Origin of the sequence: uncultured Maribacter sp. (assembly GCF_963974015.1) — a bacterium.
Classification (GTDB): Bacteria; Bacteroidota; Bacteroidia; order Flavobacteriales; family Flavobacteriaceae; genus Maribacter.
The window spans coordinates 664,004-680,708 of record NZ_CAXBBZ010000001.1; the positions used below are offsets into that span (position 1 = coordinate 664,004).

Genomic DNA, 16,705 nt, shown 5'->3' on the forward strand with positions numbered 1-16,705 from the left:
ATTTTTAAAACTTAAAACTAAGGCCACTGTAAACTCCAATAGAATATGGTAAAAATGTACCGTCAACTTCTGAAAATGTATTTAATTGGTATTTGAAAATTGGTTCTAAGTTGAAACGAATCATAGGAGAAAATTTATAATTAAAACCAAGGCCCATATTTGCACTAAAGTTAAGGTCGTTAATGTTATTGGCTTCCCCGATTTCTGTAGTTAATTCCCCAGCTGTTAAAGAAACTGCATTATCTATTAAAAATAATGAACTTACACCACCAATAATATTAACACCGAATTTTTTATCTATTAGAGCATAGTTCACTTCAATTGGTAGTTCAAGATACGCAAATTGTTGCGACATATAACCATCTCTAGTGGCGCTTTTAGCAGTGACATCTAATGCGGAGTTAGAGGTGCTAAAATTTTCTGAGGCTACTTTTTTGCTTGAAACGGTAAGTGTTTCTGATGTAGGTGCGTAATCTATTGACGCTAATTGACCATTTGTAGATATTGCATTAATAGATGACGAAAAAGCAACATCTTCAGTATCATAGCCATAGTCAACTTTATTAATTCCTGAACGAATGGTCAGCTTTTTAGACACGGCATACGCGACAGATAGTCCATAGCTAAAGTTGATATTTCCTGACTTGGAGTTAGGGGTGAAGATTGAGTTTACAGGAGATCCTTTTCCATGGCCATTAAAATATACAGGAGCAACATTTGGCCCTGCTGACCATCTTTTACTTGCCACATCTTCTTTTTTCTCTTCTTTATCATCGATTTCTTCGAAAATGGATTTTTTATCTACTTCAGCTATTTCTTTTTTTTCATCGTTAAGTTCATTGATTGCAACTTCAGAACTTATATCTGACTTTTTATTGGTAATATTATTTTCTAAAGTAGTTTTTGAAGTTTCGAGCTTTGATTTATTTATACCATCTTTCATCGGTGTTGCTTTGTTTTGCATCTCATTGTCTAATTTTTTTTCTGAAGTATTTTCTACAATCAAAATGTTAGACTTTGCCCTATTTGCCTCGTTTTTTACTAAAAGATTATTCTTTTCAGACCGATTAGTATTATTTTTTTTGCCTGAAAACTGTATGGTCTTTTTGGAATTTCCAGTTTTTGTAGCAACTAGATTAGTGTCGTCATGAGCCTTTTTAGTATCATTAGTAAGGGTATCGACGAAGGTATTTTTTCTAGAAGTAGGCTGAATCTCTGTATTTTTTTCTTCTTTTTGAGTATCTACTAGTATCTCATTCGAAGTACGGTTCTCTGTAAACGGATTGAACGCAAGAAGGCCAATAACTAGTGTAGCAGCTATACTGCCCAGTTTCCACCAAATAGGAATAATTCTCTTCTTTCTCTTTTTTTCCAATGACGCATCAATAGCCCTCCAAACTTTATTGTCTGGGGTGGGTTTAAAGTCCGAGAGTTTGTCTTGGAAAAGTTCGTCTAATTTCTTTTTCTGCATCTTTTAAGATTTCAGTTTATAATCAATTCGATTATAAAAAATGTATTGTTATAATTGTAAATACCCCAATAATAGATTGGGTTATTTTAGTTTCTATTTTTTCTTTTAATAATGTACGAGCGCGTGCAAGGTTAGATTTAGAAGTACCAATTGAAGTACCTAACAATTGGCTAATTTCTTTGTGGGAGTATCCATCCAAAACATATAAATTGAATGTCGCACGATATTTGTTCGGTAATTCTTGAATTAAGGCTAACAGTGATTGTAGGCTAACATCACTAAAAGCATTATCTACGGTAACTTCTTCTTCAGTATTATCAGTAACTACGTTTAAAAACTCTTCCTTTCTATATTTCTGCAATACCGTATTAACGGTTATTCTTTTCATCCAACCTTCAAAAGACCCTTTACCTTGGTATTGACCAATTTTTTCATAAATGGTTATAAAACTATCATGAAGGTTATCTTCTGCGTTGGTTTTAGAATTAGAATATTTCAGACATATACCAAATAGAGTGGTGGCATAGGCTCTATATAAAAGTTCCTGTGCCTTACGGTCTCCCTTTTTACAATTTTGTATGAGTTCTTCTAGACTCACAAATGGTTGGTTATTTTAAGGTTTGTTAACTGGCACTAGTACTTCAAAATATTGAGCTTCTCCTTCGCTATTTTCACCTGTATAAAACTTAAAAGTGTAAGGGTCAGTGTAAATTACTTTAAAGTTAAATGACGCTGTTTGTTCTATTGATTGTAAGGTACAACCATCTATATCGGTTCTTACGGATCCAATGGCAACAACATTTCTAATCGTCAAGGAATCTTTAACAACATCAAAACCTTCATAATTAGTGCAACTATCGGGCTTAATATAGTTTACCAATATCTCATAGGTCTGATTATAATCAAAGGATTCAGGTAATTCTGCGTCAACAATTTCCAATGCTGTAAAATGAAAATTGGCGCCATCATCTTCTATCGAGCAACCATTGTTAATGAGCGCCAGAGTAACCACCAACAAAATTAACTTTTTTCTCATTGAACAATAACTTGCTTATAAGATGAAAGTTGGGCGCAATGGTTGCGTAGAAGGCAACTATGTTTAACTAAATAAAACTTTATTTAGCGTTCAGCGCATTAATTGCCTCTCGTATCTTACCATCCAATTCTTCAAAAAGTTCTGGATTATCTAACAAAAGACTCTTAACCGCATCACGACCTTGACCAAGTTTTGTGTCACCATAACTAAACCATGAACCGCTCTTCTTTATAATTTCATATTCTACACCAAGATCGATAACCTCACCAACTTTTGAAATCCCTTCACCGTACATGATGTCAAATTCAGTAGTACGAAATGGTGGAGCTACCTTGTTCTTAACTACCTTTACTCGAGTCTTGTTTCCTTGTACGTTACCATCTGTATCTTTTATTTGCGTAGATCTTCTAATATCTAAACGAACTGATGCGTAGAATTTAAGGGCATTACCACCAGTTGTTGTTTCAGGATTACCGAACATAACACCAATTTTCTCACGCAATTGGTTAATGAAGATAACGGTACAATTGGTTTTACTTATAGATCCGGTAAGTTTTCTTAGTGCTTGAGACATTAAACGAGCGTGAAGTCCCATTTTAGAATCTCCCATTTCTCCTTCTATTTCACTTTTTGGCGTCAATGCAGCAACCGAATCAATAACGACAATGTCAATTGCGCCAGAGCGAATTAAATTATCAGCTATCTCTAAACCTTGCTCACCATTATCTGGTTGAGAGATAATTAAGTTATCTATATCAACACCCAATTTTTGAGCATAAAAACGGTCGAAGGCATGTTCTGCATCAATAAAAGCTGCTATACCACCATTTTTTTGTGCTTCTGCAATGGCATGAAGTGTCAATGTGGTTTTACCAGAAGATTCAGGTCCGTATATTTCTATAACACGGCCTCTTGGATAGCCACCTACTCCTAAAGCAATATCCAATCCTAATGAGCCGGAAGGAATCACTTCAACATCGGCAACAACCTTATCACCCATTTTCATGACAGCACCCTTACCATAGGTCTTATCCATTTTGTCAAGGGTCAATTTTAATGCTTTTAATTTTGCTTCTTTTTCCGAACTCATTTTTAATTTTTTTGGAAAGCTAAATTACCAATTCTTTTTTGATTTGAATAATATTGAATCGTATTACGCAACCATTTTAAGTAATTATAATCTAATAAAAAATAGAAGGGCTTAATTGGTTATTCTTCCTTGTTTTTAGTGATAATGAACATTGGCGGCTATTTCCCTTTCTGTATTTCGAAAGAATGCTATGAAAAAGAAAAGAATGGAATAGTTATTAAAGAGTCTTGATTTTTCAAGACTCTTTTTTGATTCAAAGTGGTTAAGCTAAATAGAATAGGCTTATTTTTCTATATTATCATTACTTTTGCTTTTTAATTTTTTCTATAACTTAAAACTATTGGTATAGCATGCAACTGTACAATACACTAAGTGCAATAGAAAGAGCCGCTTTAATTGAAGAAGCTGGTAAGGAGCGTCTTACTATATCTTTCTATACCTATGCACATATCGGTAATACCGAATTATTTAGAAATCATTTGTTTATACATTGGAATGGGATGGATGTTCTTGGTCGAATTTATGTCGCTCAAGAAGGTATAAACGCTCAATTATCAGTACCTGCTGAAAATTTCAATATTTTTAAAGAGCATTTAGATAGCATTTCATTTTTGGAAAATGTTCGTCTGAACATTGCGATTGAGCAAGACAATCTATCATTCTTGAAGCTTAAAGTAAAAGTTCGAAATAAGATCGTGGCAGATGGCCTTAATGATAATAGTTTTGATGTTACCAATAAGGGAATTCATGTAGATGCAGAAAGGTTCAATGAGCTTATCGAAGACCCAGATACCGTTTTGGTCGATATGAGAAATCATTACGAGAGCGAAATCGGTCATTTCAAAAATGCAGTAACACCTGATGTAGATACATTTCGTGATTCGCTAGATATTATTGAACGAGATTTAGCAGACCACAAGAAAGATAAGAAACTTGTTATGTATTGTACAGGAGGTATTCGATGCGAAAAAGCAAGTGCTTATTATAAGCATAAAGGTTTCGAACAAGTTTATCAGCTTGAAGGTGGAATTATTGAATATGCAAGACAGGTCGAGAATAAAAATTTAGAAAATAAGTTCAGAGGTAAAAATTTTGTATTTGACCATAGAAGGGGAGAGCGAATCAGTGATGATGTCATTTCAAATTGCCACCAATGTGGAGAGGCTTGTGATGAACACGTTAATTGCGCGAATGAAGCATGTCATCTGTTGTTTATTCAGTGTAAATCTTGCGCTGAAAAAATGAACGATTGTTGTTCTGATACTTGTAAAAAGGTTCATGAATTACCTTTTGAAGAGCAAAAGGCACTAAGAAAAGGTAAAGTTGTCAGTAATAAAATTTTTAAGAAAGGCCGCTCAGAGGTTTTAAAGTTTAAGAAATAAAGTAATTTTTTAAGTTTAGTACTGTGGGAAGCCTAAAGTTTAACTAAAAATAAGCCGAGATTTCCCACTATTTTGATTCTATAGGATACAACTTATCGACCACTGGTTATTGATTGCAGAATATCGATACTACTAACTTGTCTTTTATTTCACATTAAAAAAACAGTATCTTTACCTATAAGTTTTTTATGAACCTTTTTTGGTGAATCTTTAAAAATTCGACCAAATCAATATATATAATATGGGTTGTAGTAGTTGTTCTACCGGTAAGGATGGACAACCAAAGGGATGCAAGAACAACGGTACTTGCGGTACAGATGGTTGCAATAAATTAACAGTTTTTGATTGGCTTTCCAACATGTCGCTCCCTAATGGGGAAAGGCCATTTGATTTTGTTGAGGTAAGATTTAAAAACAGTAGAAAAGAATTTTTCCAAAACACAGAAAATCTTTCACTTTCCATTGGCGATATTGTTGCCACTCAAGCTGTGTCTGGTCATGATATAGGTATGGTCACCTTAACAGGTGAGTTGGTTCGCGTACAAATGAAGCGAAAGAAGGAAGCGATTAATGCTCCCGACGCACCAAAAGTGTATCGTAAAGCCAGTCAAAAAGATATCGATATTTGGCAGAAATGTAGAGATAGAGAAGAGGAAATAAAAAAGCGCGCTCGTGAAATTGCTATTATCTTAAAACTTCAAATGAAGATTTCTGATGTTGAATTTCAAGGAGATGGCTCTAAAGCAACCTTCTATTATACTGCAGATGAACGCGTAGATTTCAGACAGTTAATAAAAGATATGGCCAAGGCATTTGGTATTCGTATCGAAATGCGTCAAATCGGGTATCGTCAAGAAGCACAACGATTGGGCGGTATTGGATCTTGTGGTAGAGAGTTATGTTGTTCTACATGGCTTACAGATTTTAGATCGGTAAGTACTTCTGCAGCACGTTACCAACAATTATCGTTAAACCCACAAAAACTAGCAGGACAGTGCGGTAAACTTAAGTGCTGTCTAAACTATGAGCTTGATGTTTATTTAGATGCCTTAAAAGACTTTCCTTCACAAGACACCAAATTATTTACAGATAAGGGTTTAGCCTTTTGTCAGAAAACCGATATTTTTAAAGAGATGCTCTGGTTTTCTTACAAAGAAGATCCAGGTAATTGGCATGTTCTTTCAAAGGATCAGGTAAATGAGATTTTAGAGAAAAATAAAAAGAAGGAGAAAGTCGCTAGTTTAGAAATGTATGCGATTGAAATAGAAGTAGAAGAAAAAGTAGTTTTTGAGAATGTAGTTGGTCAAGATAGCCTAACCCGTTTCGACAGACCTAAAGGTACTGGTAATAAGAACAAGAATAAAAGTAGGAATCGAAACCAAAATAAGAACAAGAACAGAAATCGAAAAAGAAATCAAAACAATGCGTAGTTTATCAAGTTGTTTTTTGGCAGTGATGCTTTTAGCTTCCTGTAATACCAATATTATTAAATCAGAATACCGTTCTATAAAAGATGGTGTTTGGAATAAAGATAACGTGCTTGAGTTTACTTTATCCGAAATGGATACTCTAGAAGGGCATGATATATTTATCAATATTAGAAATGATAATACTTTTCCGTATAGTAATTTATTCATAATTACATCCCTAACTACACCTGAGGGCGAAGTAACGAAAGACACATTAGAATATGCAATGTCTTTACCAGATGGCACTTGGCTTGGCAAAGGTAGTGGTAGTATTAAGGAGAATAAATTATGGTATAAGGAAAACATCGTTTTTTCGTCTTCTGGCGTATATACTATTGAGGTTTCACAAGCGATGCGTAAAAACGGTAATGTTTCTGGAATTATTGGTCTAGAAGGTATTACCGATGTAGGTATTGAAGTAATTAAAAGTAACCCGTAAGTTATGGCAAAAACGGAAAAGAAGAGTACAACAAATAGTTTTTCCAAATTCATAAAGTGGTTTTGGATTTTATTTTTATCAGGTATAGCCTTTGTGGCCTTGATATTTTTATCTGCCTCCTGGGGACTATTCGGGGAGCTTCCTCCTTATGAATATTTAGAAAATCCAAAGACTAATTTAGCATCTCAGATTATTTCATCTGACGGTAATTTATTGGGTAAGTTTTATCTAGATGATAACCGTACCGATATAAAATTTGAAGATTTGCCGGAAAATTTAGTGAATACTTTAATTGCAAGTGAGGATATTCGTTTTATGGATCATTCTGGTATTGATGCTAGAGGAACTCTAAGAGCATTTGCGTATTTAGGCAGTAAGGGTGGTGCAAGTACCATATCTCAGCAATTGGCAAGACAATTATTTGTAGGCGTTCGTTCTCGAAGCAAATTAGATGCTATTAAACAAAAATTAAAGGAATGGGTATTGGCTATACGTTTAGAGCGTAGTTATACCAAAGAAGAAATCATAAGTATGTATTTGAATATTTATGATTTTGGAAATAATGCCGATGGTATACGATCTGCGGCACGTATTTATTTTGGCAAAGAACCAAAAGATTTAAAGGTTGAAGAATCAGCTATGCTAGTTGGTATGCTACAGAACTCTTCATTGTTCAATCCATTAAGACGAGAAGAACTTACGCTTAACAAAAGAAATGTTGTTCTTGGCCAAATGGCTAAATACGATTATATCACCGAAGCAGAAAAAGATTCACTACAGGCCTTGAAAATGGATATTAATTACAATCCGGAAAGCCATAGAGAAGGTTTAGCTACCTATTTTAGAATGTACTTGCATCGCTTTATGAAAGATTGGATCGATAAAAATCCTAAGCCTGCCATGGAGGGTGATCGTGAACGTTATAACTTGTATTTAGATGGACTGAAAATTTACACGACCATTGATTCTAAAATGCAAGCGAATGCAGAGGAGTCGGTTAATGAACACATGACGAAGTTGCAAGCGGAATTTTTTCATCAAAACACACCGGATAGAAATCCAACAGCTCCGTTTTTAGATTTAACTCCGGAGGAGACGAATGGTATATTGGAACGCGCGATGAAAACATCAGAAAGATGGCGTATCATGAAGGATTTGGGTAAATCTGAAAAGGAAATTCGAGAATCATTTACCAAAAAGACCGAAATGACGGTTTTCGATTGGAAAAGCGCTACCAAGGAAAAGGATACAATTTTAACACCAATGGATTCCATTCGGTATTATAAAGCTTTTTTAAAAACAGCCATGATGTCGATGGAGCCACAAACTGGTCATGTTAAGGCTTGGGTCGGTGGGATCAATTATAAGCACTTTCAATATGATAACGTAATACAAGGTGCTAGACAAGCAGGTTCTACTTTTAAGCCTTTTGTTTATGCTGCGGCGATTGACCAATTACGATTATCGCCTTGTGATACACGGCCGGACACTCAATATTGCATTGAAGCAGGGAAACATGGAAATATGGAGCCATGGTGTCCTAGAAATTCTGATTTAAAATATTCTGGAAGCAGTTATACTTTAAAAAGAGCTTTGGCGAATTCAGTAAATACAGTTACCGCTCAGTTAATAGATGAGGTGGGTCCAAAATCTGTAGTTAGTATGGTTCGTAACTTAGGGCTTACTGGTGATATTCTTGAGGTGCCTGCTATTGCTTTGGGTACCTTAGATGTAAACGTGTATGAAATGGTAGGTGCTTATGGGGCCTTTGCCAATCAAGGGGTATATGTAAAACCGGTGATGGTAACTCGTATTGAGAATAAAGATGGTACCGTGCTTTATGAATATGTGCCAGAGACTAAAGATGTATTGAGTAAAGATGTTTCTTATGCAATTGTTGATTTATTGAAAGGTGTTACTCAAGGTGGTTCAGGTACGCGTTTACGTACAACAGGTGCTAATAAATTTAGAAAGGAATATGATGAAATCATTACCGGGTACCCATATGAATTAACGAACCCTATAGCAGGTAAAACCGGTACCACACAGAATAATAGTGATGGTTGGTTTATGGGTATGGTTCCAAATTTAGTAACCGGTGTTTGGGTCGGTGGTGAAGAAAGGTCAGTTCATTTTAAGAGTATCACTTACGGTCAAGGAGCTTCTATGGCATTACCTATTTGGGGGCTTTATATGAAAAAAAATTATGCTGATCCTGAACTTGGTATTTCAAAGGATGACTTTGAAAAACCTGAGGATATGTCAATCGAAATAGATTGCGATAAATTCACATCAGATATCAAAGAAGATAAAGATATTGAAGATGATTTAGATGACTTGGATTTTTAATCCAAGTTCTTAATTAAATAAAAAAGGTCTTGGTTTATACCAAGACCTTTTTTATTTAATCCATTTAAATTCGGTATTTTAGTGACAAGATAATTTAATAAGAAATGATACGTAAAACAGTAGCAAACGTAACTGAGGCATTGGTTGGTGTACAGGATGGAATGACATTTATGTTAGGCGGTTTTGGTCTATGTGGTATACCAGAAAATGCAATAAGCGAATTGGTAAAACTGGGTGTAAATGATATTACTTGTATTTCTAATAATGCGGGAGTAGATGATTTTGGCTTAGGATTATTGTTGCAGAAACATCAAATTAAAAAAATGGTGTCTTCGTATGTTGGTGAAAATGATGAATTTGAACGACAAATGCTCAGTGGGGAATTAGAGGTGGAGTTAACACCACAAGGTACACTTGCTGAAAAATGTAGGGCGGCACAAGCCGGTTTTCCAGCATTTTTTACACCTGCTGGTTATGGAACAGAAGTTGCAGAGGGCAAGGAAGTACGTGAATTTAATGGTAAGATGTACATATTAGAGGAAGCATTTAAAGCGGATTTTGCCTTTGTGAAAGCTTGGAAAGGTGACGCTGCTGGTAATCTAATATTTAAGGGTACGGCAAGAAACTTTAATCCTTGTATGTGTGGTGCTGCCACAATTACAGTTGCAGAGGTTGAGGAGTTGGTTCCCGTAGGTGAATTAGATCCTAATCAAATACATATTCCAGGAATTTTCGTTCAACGAATTTTTCAAGGTAAAGATTATGAGAAAAGAATAGAAAAAAGAACTGTACGTCAAAAATAAGATCATGTTAGACAAAAACGGAATTGCAAAAAGAATTGCACAAGAAGTGGAAGATGGCTATTATGTAAACCTTGGTATAGGTATACCAACTTTGGTAGCTAATTATGTACGTGATGATATTAGTGTTGAATTTCAAAGTGAAAATGGAATTCTTGGTATGGGTCCTTTTCCCTTTGAAGGTGAAGAAGATGCTGATTTAATCAATGCGGGTAAGCAAACCATTACAGCTTTGCCAGGTGCTTCATATTTTGACTCTGTAACTAGTTTTGCTATGATTAGGGGTAAACATGTGGACCTCACCATACTAGGTGCAATGGAGGTTTCTGAGAATGGTGATATCGCTAATTGGAAGATACCGGGAAAAATGGTTAAAGGAATGGGTGGTGCTATGGACTTAGTCGCTTCAGCAGAGAATATAATTGTCGCTATGATGCATACGAATAGGGATGGGGAATCTAAACTATTAAAAAAATGTAGTTTACCCTTAACTGGCGTTGGCTGTGTTAAGAAAATTGTAACCAATATGGCAGTTCTAGAGGTTACAAATAGTGGCTTTCTACTTTTAGAAAGGGCGCCAGGGGTAACAGTAGAAGAAATAATAGAAGCTACGGAAGGTGCATTAATTGTGGATGGTGAAATACCAGAAATGAAAAATATTTAACACCATGCTGTTTGTCGATAAAACAGTCATTTCATTTTTTTCACAACATGTATTATACTATACACAACATTAATTTTTTGAAAAGAGAAAAATCAGTGTATATTTAGAACGTAAAATCCATTTAACCTTTTAATTACTTAACCTAAATGAATTCTCAATTTAACCAGATCGCAGCTGAAGAAAAAGTTCAAGTTTATCGTAATGATTTTTTTAGCGGATTTTTAAGACTTACAAAAAAGTTGTTTATGATATAAATTACTTTTTAGACAATTACAAAAGAGCGACTTAAAATAGGCGCTCTTTTTTTATGCCAAATTTTGGTGTTTTGATTGCTCAAAATTAGTATGAACTGCCATTATATCGTTGAGATATAAATATATTTACTATGCAACCTAAGATGTTCACAACAGGTTTAAGGATTTTTACCACAAATATTATTTTGTAAGAAAAAGACTACATATTTTTGAAATGTAATAAAAAGTGAATCCCAAATCGCTTTTGAAACTTAACCTAAAATGAAGTATGTATTAAGATGCCTCGTTCTGTTGGTACTAATTACCTCTTGTTCAAAAATTGAAGAAAATAATGACCCTATTATTGGTATTTGGAAGCATACTGTAAAAACCGCAACTAATACTAATAAATTGGTTGTTGATAATGAAGAATGGATATTCAATGATGTTTATCTAGGTAGGTTTCATGGCTACAAAAATGGACAAGTAGTTTATTCAACAGATTTTAAATGGAGTGTAAATAATGATATTTATATGATTAGCTATCCAGGTACTGATTTCCCCTTTGATTTTATTGAAATGAAAGAAACGGAAAACGGTACTATTCTAGTAAGAATGGAAGGTAAAATATTCGCCGCAAAACAGTAGAAAAAAGTTGCAATTGAAAAATACACATTATCAGTTGAATTGCAATTAATAGCAATGTTAAAAATAGTCAAAATACCAAATCAACCATTTTGTATTATTTCCCCCAATTAGGAGCAAATATCTTTGCTCCTTTTTTTATTTTAGTAGTATGGAACTTACTTATACCAAATGTTCTCTTACTGATCTTCAGCAATTGCGTCAAATTTCTGAACAAACTTTCGTCACCGCCTTTGAGAAGGATAATAATCCTAATGATTTCAAAAATTATATTGAAAATGCTTTTGCATTAGAGCGAATAAAGGAAGAATTATTAAATCCAAATAGCGACTTTTTTTTCGCTCTGTCCAATAACGAAATAGTAGGTTATTTTAAACTTAACGTTGGGATTGCACAAACAGAAATTAAACAAGATAATAGTATTGAGCTTGAACGAATTTATGTACTTACTAAATATCAGAATAGTGGTTTAGGGGAACAATTTCTTAAGTACATAAAAAGTATCGCTTTAAAAAGAAACAAGAAAATCCTCTGGTTGGGGGTTTGGGAAGAGAATATACGAGCTATAAAATTTTATGAACGCCAAGGATTTAAAAAATTTGACACTCATCCCTATTTTATTGGTTTAGATGAGCAAACAGATTGGCTAATGCGTTTCGATTTAAGTACCTTGTAGCAAAAAAACAAACAGCAATGAAACTACATTACCTTATTCTTTTTGCATTTATTGGTTTTTTAAATCTAAATGCGCAAGATTATTACTTTCCAGATGTAAATACAGCATGGGAGCAAAAATCCCCGAAAGTATTTAAGATTAAGGATGCTCCATTAAAGGAAGCCATAGAATTTGCTGAAGCAAACGAATATTCAGGTTCACGCGATTTAAGAATTGCAATTTTAAAAGGTTTTGAAAAAGAACCTTTTCATCAAATTTTGGGTCCTACCAAAAAACGTGGTGGTCCAGCGGGCATGATTCTTAAAAATGGATATATTATTGCACAATGGGGAGATACTAAAAGAGTCGATATGACCTTTAGTGTTACTAAAAGTTTTTTGAGCACAATGGCTGGTCTTGCAGAAGACGAAGGATTACTTTCTAGTACTAATGATAAGGTGGGTGATTATGTATGGGATGATACTTTTAAAGGCGCACATAATTCTAAAATCACATGGGAACATTTGTTACAGCAGAATTCTGCTTGGTCAGGTGAATTATGGGGAGGTAAAGATTGGGCCGATAGACCACCTAGTGAAGGTGATATAGATGATTGGAAATTTGCGATACCTAAAGAACCAGGTACTGTTATGGAATATAATGACGTTCGCGTAAATGTGTTGGCTTATTCCCTTACTCAGCTTTGGCGCAAACCTATGCCAATGGTTCTTAAAGAGAAAATAATGGATAAGATTGGAGCTTCTTCAACTTGGCGCTGGTATGGGTATGATCATGCTTGGACAGAAATTGACGGACTACAAATGAAATCAGTTACAGGCGGTGGGCATTCTGGTGCCGGAATATTCATTAATGCAGAGGATATGGCTCGTTTTGGTTTATTGTTCTTAAATAATGGTAAATGGAAGAATGAACAGTTAATTTCTGAAAATTGGATTAAAAAGGCTACTACGCCATCGACCCCAAATGTTAATTATGGCTATATGTGGTGGTTGAACAAGAAAGGAGGTAGACATTGGGAAAATCTTTCCGAGAATATTTACTATGCAGCCGGTTTTGGCGGAAACTTTATTGTTATTGATAAAGAAAACGATTTAGTAGTAGTTACCCGTTGGTTAGAACCGAATAAAATTGGAGAATTTATGAGGAAAGTAAACGCTGCTCTAAACTAGTTCGTTTTTAGTAAACTGTTATAGCGAACAAAGAATTTCCACAGCTTGTTCTAAAGTTTCTTCCTTTTTTGCAAAACAGAATCTAAGCATATAATCATTTCTATTATCAACATTGAAGGAGGAAATAGGAATGGAGGCTAAACCATTGTCTGTAATTAAGCGCTTTCCAATAACTACATCTTTTTCCATAGAAATATTGGTATAGTCTAATAATTGAAAGTAAGTGCCCTGTGTGGGTTTGAATTTAAATTTGGACGATTTTATGCCGTTTAAGAAGAATTCTCTTTTTTTTTGGTAAAAATTGTTCAATTCAAGATAGTGCGACGGGTTTTTTAAATATGTAGCTAATGCACGTTGTACCGGATGATCTACACAGAAGACAGCAAACTGATGCACTTTTCTAAATTCAGCCATTAATGCAGCTGGGGCTACGCAATAACCAATTTTCCAACCGGTTACGTGAAATGTTTTTCCAAAGGATGCGCATACAAAACTTCGTAGCGCTAGATCAGGAAATCGCGAAGCACTTTCATGAGTATGGTCATCAAAAATAATATGCTCATAAACCTCATCACTTAAAACAATAATATTGGTGGGTTTTAGAATGGCCTCTAATTGTAACATATCCCATTTAGATAAGATTGTACCGCTAGGATTATGTGGGGAGTTAATAATCACCATCTTGGTCTTATCGGTAATTTTACGCTGAAATGCAGTCCAATCAATTTTATAATCAGGTGCATCCAATTGTACATAGATAGGTTTACCTCCATTTACTATAATGGCGGGCTCATAGCAGTCGTATGCAGGTTTTATGACAATTACTTCGTCGCCTTTACCAACAAAGGCTGTAATGGCGCTAAAAATAGCTTCTGTGGCACCTACCGTAACGGTTATTTCACTTTCTGGGCAATACTTGCTATTGTGAAGCGATTCTATTTTCTCGGATATCTGTTCTCTTAATCCATAATAACCTTGCATAGGAGCATATTGGTTATGACCTTCGTGCATGGCTTTGGTTACTAACGATTTTAATTTCTCATCGGTTTCGAAATTAGGAAACCCTTGAGAGAGGTCAATAGCATTATACTCTCTGGCAAGATTTCCCACTGTGGTAAAAACAGTAGTCTTTACATGTGGTAATTTTGAGGCATTTAAAAGAGGGCTATAATTCATAGTAGTAAAAGTATGAATTTTGAGAATGCCCATAAAAAAAAGCCCAACCTATTGGTTGGGCTTCTCAATTCCGTTACAAAGAATTATGCATGTTGCATTTCGTGTTTACCCTCTTTTATTTCCTCAATTAGTTTAGAATTAAATGCTGGTAGATCATGAGGGTTTCTACTGGTTACAAATCCTTGGTCTACTACAACTTCTTGGTCTACCCAATTGGCACCAGCATTTATCAAATCATCCTTTATCGAATTAAAAGAAGTCATTTTTCTACCTTTTACGACGCCTGCACTAATTAAAGTCCACGGTGCGTGACAAATTGCTGCTACCGGTTTCTTCATCTTAAAAAAATCCCTAACAAAATTTAAGACGTTTTCTTCTCTTCTTAACAAGTCTGGATTAATTACACCTCCTGGTAGAACCAGTACATTATAATCTTCAGCCTTTACTTCATTTATCGTTTTATCTACTTTATAGGTGTTCGACCAATTTCCGTCAGCCCATGCTTTTATCTCACCACTTTTAAGACTTACAATTTCAACTGTAAATCCTTCTTTTTCCATTGCTTCTTTAGGAGATTTTAATTCACTTTCTTCAAATCCATTAGTAGCTAATATTGCTATCCTCTTCACATATTTAGTTTTTAAGATTAATAATATTGTTTGATACTAAATTACGAAGTATAGAAGACTAATTCCGTTAAGAGCTTATTAAATAAGGCTTTCCAAGGGTTAAAGATTTATTAAATGAACTTTAAAAATATCATTTTGTGCTCATATATACCGAGTTTAGATGTGTAGTTGTCTTTTCTAAACATTTGGATAAGTTCTTTTTGATTTCAGTTTCCCAAAATCTTATTACCGTGTAACCAAGTCTTGTTAATTCTGTATTAACTTCCTTATCGCGTTGTATATTACGTTCAATTTTCGCAATCCAAAATTCTCTATTTGTTTTGATTTTAGGTTTTCTTTCTTCCCAATTTTTGCCATGCCAATATTCCCCATCTATGAAAATGACGGTTTTATATTTTGGCAATGCTATATCAGGCTTTCCTATTAATTTTTTATAATCAATTCGGTATCGATATCCTGCAGCATATAGTGCTTTACGAAAGGTTAATTCAGGTTTGGTGTTTCTACCTCGAATTTTGCCCATAATTTTGGAGCGCTGTGGAGTTGTGAAGAAACCAGATTCTTCATTAAATCGTGGCACTTTTATGCGTTCTTCTTTGTAATCTTTTGGCATGTATTAAAAATAAAAAATCCCAAGCCTTTCGACATGGGATTTTTAATATTTATTATAAATGGAACTTATCCTTTTACATTAGCACTTAAATACTCGCGGTTCATACGAGCAATATTTTCTAAAGAAATGCCTTTAGGGCATTCAATTTCGCAAGCCCCAGTGTTCGTACAATTTCCAAAACCTTCTAAATCCATTTGCGCGACCATATTTTTAACACGATCTACGGCTTCAATCTGGCCTTGTGGTAATAAAGCATATTGTGAAACTTTTGCACCTACAAATAACATTGCAGAGGCATTTTTACAACTTGCAACACAAGCACCACAACCAATACAAGTAGCAGCGTCCATTGCTTCATCTGCTGCATGCTTAGAAATAAGTGTACCGTTGGCATCTTGAGTGTTTCCTGATGTATTTACAGAAATATAACCACCGGCATGTTGAATACGATCAAATGAGCTTCTGTCAACCACTAAATCTTTAAGTACAGGGAAAGCTTTCGCTCTAAATGGCTCTATAGTAATGGTGTCGCCATCTTTGAACATGCGCATATGTAGTTGACAAGTAGTAACACCTCTATCTGGTCCATGTGCTTCACCATTAATAAACATTGAGCACATGCCGCAAATACCTTCTCGACAATCGTGATCAAAAGCTACTGGTTCATCACCTTTGTTAATTAACTGCTCGTTTAGAACATCCATCATTTCTAAGAAAGACATGTGTTCAGATATTTCTGTCACTTTATAGTCGACCATTTGACCCTTAGATTTTGAGTCTTTTTGTCTCCAGATTTTTAATGTAAGATTCATATTTTTTAGTTTTTGGTTGTTCGTTGTTCGTTGATGGTTTATACTAAAAACCA

17 protein-coding genes are annotated in these 16,705 nt (G+C 34.7%); 9 read left to right on the top strand and 8 right to left on the bottom strand.

Annotated features, from left to right (window positions below; all coding sequences use genetic code 11):
* Positions 1-4: 4 nt before the first annotated feature.
* The 4 genes from AACZ41_RS02860 to recA all read right to left on the bottom strand — a co-directional run bounded on the left by AACZ41_RS02860 (position 5) and on the right by recA (position 3,597).
* Complete coding sequence (locus tag AACZ41_RS02860; protein WP_339626307.1) at positions 5-1,471, bottom strand: hypothetical protein; 1,467 nt, start codon at positions 1,469-1,471, stop codon at positions 5-7.
* Positions 1,472-1,502: 31 nt separating this feature from the next.
* Positions 1,503-2,069 (bottom strand): RNA polymerase sigma factor, encoded by a 567-nt coding sequence (locus AACZ41_RS02865; protein ID WP_339626309.1) that lies wholly within the window; start codon positions 2,067-2,069, stop codon positions 1,503-1,505.
* 15 nt (positions 2,070-2,084) lie between these two features.
* Positions 2,085-2,507 carry a hypothetical protein gene (locus AACZ41_RS02870; protein ID WP_339626311.1) on the bottom strand — a complete coding sequence of 141 codons (423 nt, stop codon included), beginning with the start codon at positions 2,505-2,507 and terminating at the stop codon, positions 2,085-2,087.
* A gap of 79 nt (positions 2,508-2,586) precedes the next feature.
* Positions 2,587-3,597, bottom strand: a complete 1,011-nt coding sequence (gene recA / locus AACZ41_RS02875; RefSeq protein ID WP_339626312.1) for a recombinase RecA — start codon at positions 3,595-3,597, stop codon at positions 2,587-2,589.
* A gap of 350 nt (positions 3,598-3,947) precedes the next feature.
* On the opposite strand from recA, the gene AACZ41_RS02880 reads away from it, so the two are divergent.
* The 9 genes from AACZ41_RS02880 to AACZ41_RS02920 all read left to right on the top strand — a co-directional run bounded on the left by AACZ41_RS02880 (position 3,948) and on the right by AACZ41_RS02920 (position 13,422).
* Positions 3,948-4,979 (top strand): rhodanese-related sulfurtransferase, encoded by a 1,032-nt coding sequence (locus AACZ41_RS02880; protein ID WP_339626314.1) that lies wholly within the window; start codon positions 3,948-3,950, stop codon positions 4,977-4,979.
* A 241-nt stretch (positions 4,980-5,220) separates the two neighbouring features.
* On the top strand, positions 5,221-6,408 hold the full coding sequence (gene ricT / locus AACZ41_RS02885; RefSeq protein ID WP_339626316.1) for a regulatory iron-sulfur-containing complex subunit RicT: 1,188 nt from the start codon (positions 5,221-5,223) through the stop codon (positions 6,406-6,408).
* Positions 6,401-6,886 carry a gliding motility lipoprotein GldH gene (locus AACZ41_RS02890; RefSeq protein ID WP_339626318.1) on the top strand — a complete coding sequence of 162 codons (486 nt, stop codon included), beginning with the start codon at positions 6,401-6,403 and terminating at the stop codon, positions 6,884-6,886. The genes ricT and AACZ41_RS02890 overlap by 8 nt, the downstream gene beginning before the upstream one ends.
* 3 nt (positions 6,887-6,889) lie before the next feature.
* A complete protein-coding gene (locus AACZ41_RS02895) occupies positions 6,890-9,235 on the top strand; it encodes a transglycosylase domain-containing protein (RefSeq protein WP_339626320.1) in 2,346 nt (781 codons plus the stop codon).
* 104 nt (positions 9,236-9,339) lie between these two features.
* Complete coding sequence (locus AACZ41_RS02900; RefSeq protein WP_339626321.1) at positions 9,340-10,038, top strand: CoA transferase subunit A; 699 nt, start codon at positions 9,340-9,342, stop codon at positions 10,036-10,038.
* Positions 10,039-10,042: 4 nt separating this feature from the next.
* On the top strand, positions 10,043-10,699 hold the full coding sequence (locus tag AACZ41_RS02905) for a CoA transferase subunit B (protein ID WP_339626323.1): 657 nt from the start codon (positions 10,043-10,045) through the stop codon (positions 10,697-10,699).
* A 515-nt stretch (positions 10,700-11,214) separates the two neighbouring features.
* The gene (locus tag AACZ41_RS02910; protein ID WP_339626325.1) at positions 11,215-11,580 is read left to right on the top strand and encodes a hypothetical protein; all 366 of its coding nucleotides are present in this window, start codon (positions 11,215-11,217) and stop codon (positions 11,578-11,580) included.
* A gap of 148 nt (positions 11,581-11,728) precedes the next feature.
* Positions 11,729-12,253 carry a GNAT family N-acetyltransferase gene (locus AACZ41_RS02915; RefSeq protein ID WP_339626327.1) on the top strand — a complete coding sequence of 175 codons (525 nt, stop codon included), beginning with the start codon at positions 11,729-11,731 and terminating at the stop codon, positions 12,251-12,253.
* A 17-nt stretch (positions 12,254-12,270) separates the two neighbouring features.
* A complete protein-coding gene (locus AACZ41_RS02920) occupies positions 12,271-13,422 on the top strand; it encodes a serine hydrolase (RefSeq protein ID WP_339626329.1) in 1,152 nt (383 codons plus the stop codon).
* A gap of 18 nt (positions 13,423-13,440) precedes the next feature.
* On the opposite strand, the gene AACZ41_RS02925 is transcribed toward AACZ41_RS02920, so the two are convergent.
* The 4 genes from AACZ41_RS02925 to AACZ41_RS02940 all read right to left on the bottom strand — a co-directional run bounded on the left by AACZ41_RS02925 (position 13,441) and on the right by AACZ41_RS02940 (position 16,652).
* Entirely contained in the window at positions 13,441-14,598 is a 1,158-nt protein-coding gene (locus tag AACZ41_RS02925; protein ID WP_339626331.1) for a methionine aminotransferase, read from the bottom strand.
* Positions 14,599-14,681: 83 nt separating this feature from the next.
* Positions 14,682-15,227 carry a type 1 glutamine amidotransferase domain-containing protein gene (locus AACZ41_RS02930; protein WP_339626333.1) on the bottom strand — a complete coding sequence of 182 codons (546 nt, stop codon included), beginning with the start codon at positions 15,225-15,227 and terminating at the stop codon, positions 14,682-14,684.
* Positions 15,228-15,357: 130 nt separating this feature from the next.
* A complete protein-coding gene (locus tag AACZ41_RS02935; RefSeq protein WP_339626335.1) occupies positions 15,358-15,840 on the bottom strand; it encodes a very short patch repair endonuclease in 483 nt (160 codons plus the stop codon).
* A 65-nt stretch (positions 15,841-15,905) separates the two neighbouring features.
* Positions 15,906-16,652: a succinate dehydrogenase/fumarate reductase iron-sulfur subunit gene (locus tag AACZ41_RS02940; RefSeq protein WP_339626337.1), complete on the bottom strand. Its 747-nt coding sequence runs from the start codon at positions 16,650-16,652 to the stop codon at positions 15,906-15,908.
* Between the last annotated feature and the right edge of the window lie 53 nt (positions 16,653-16,705).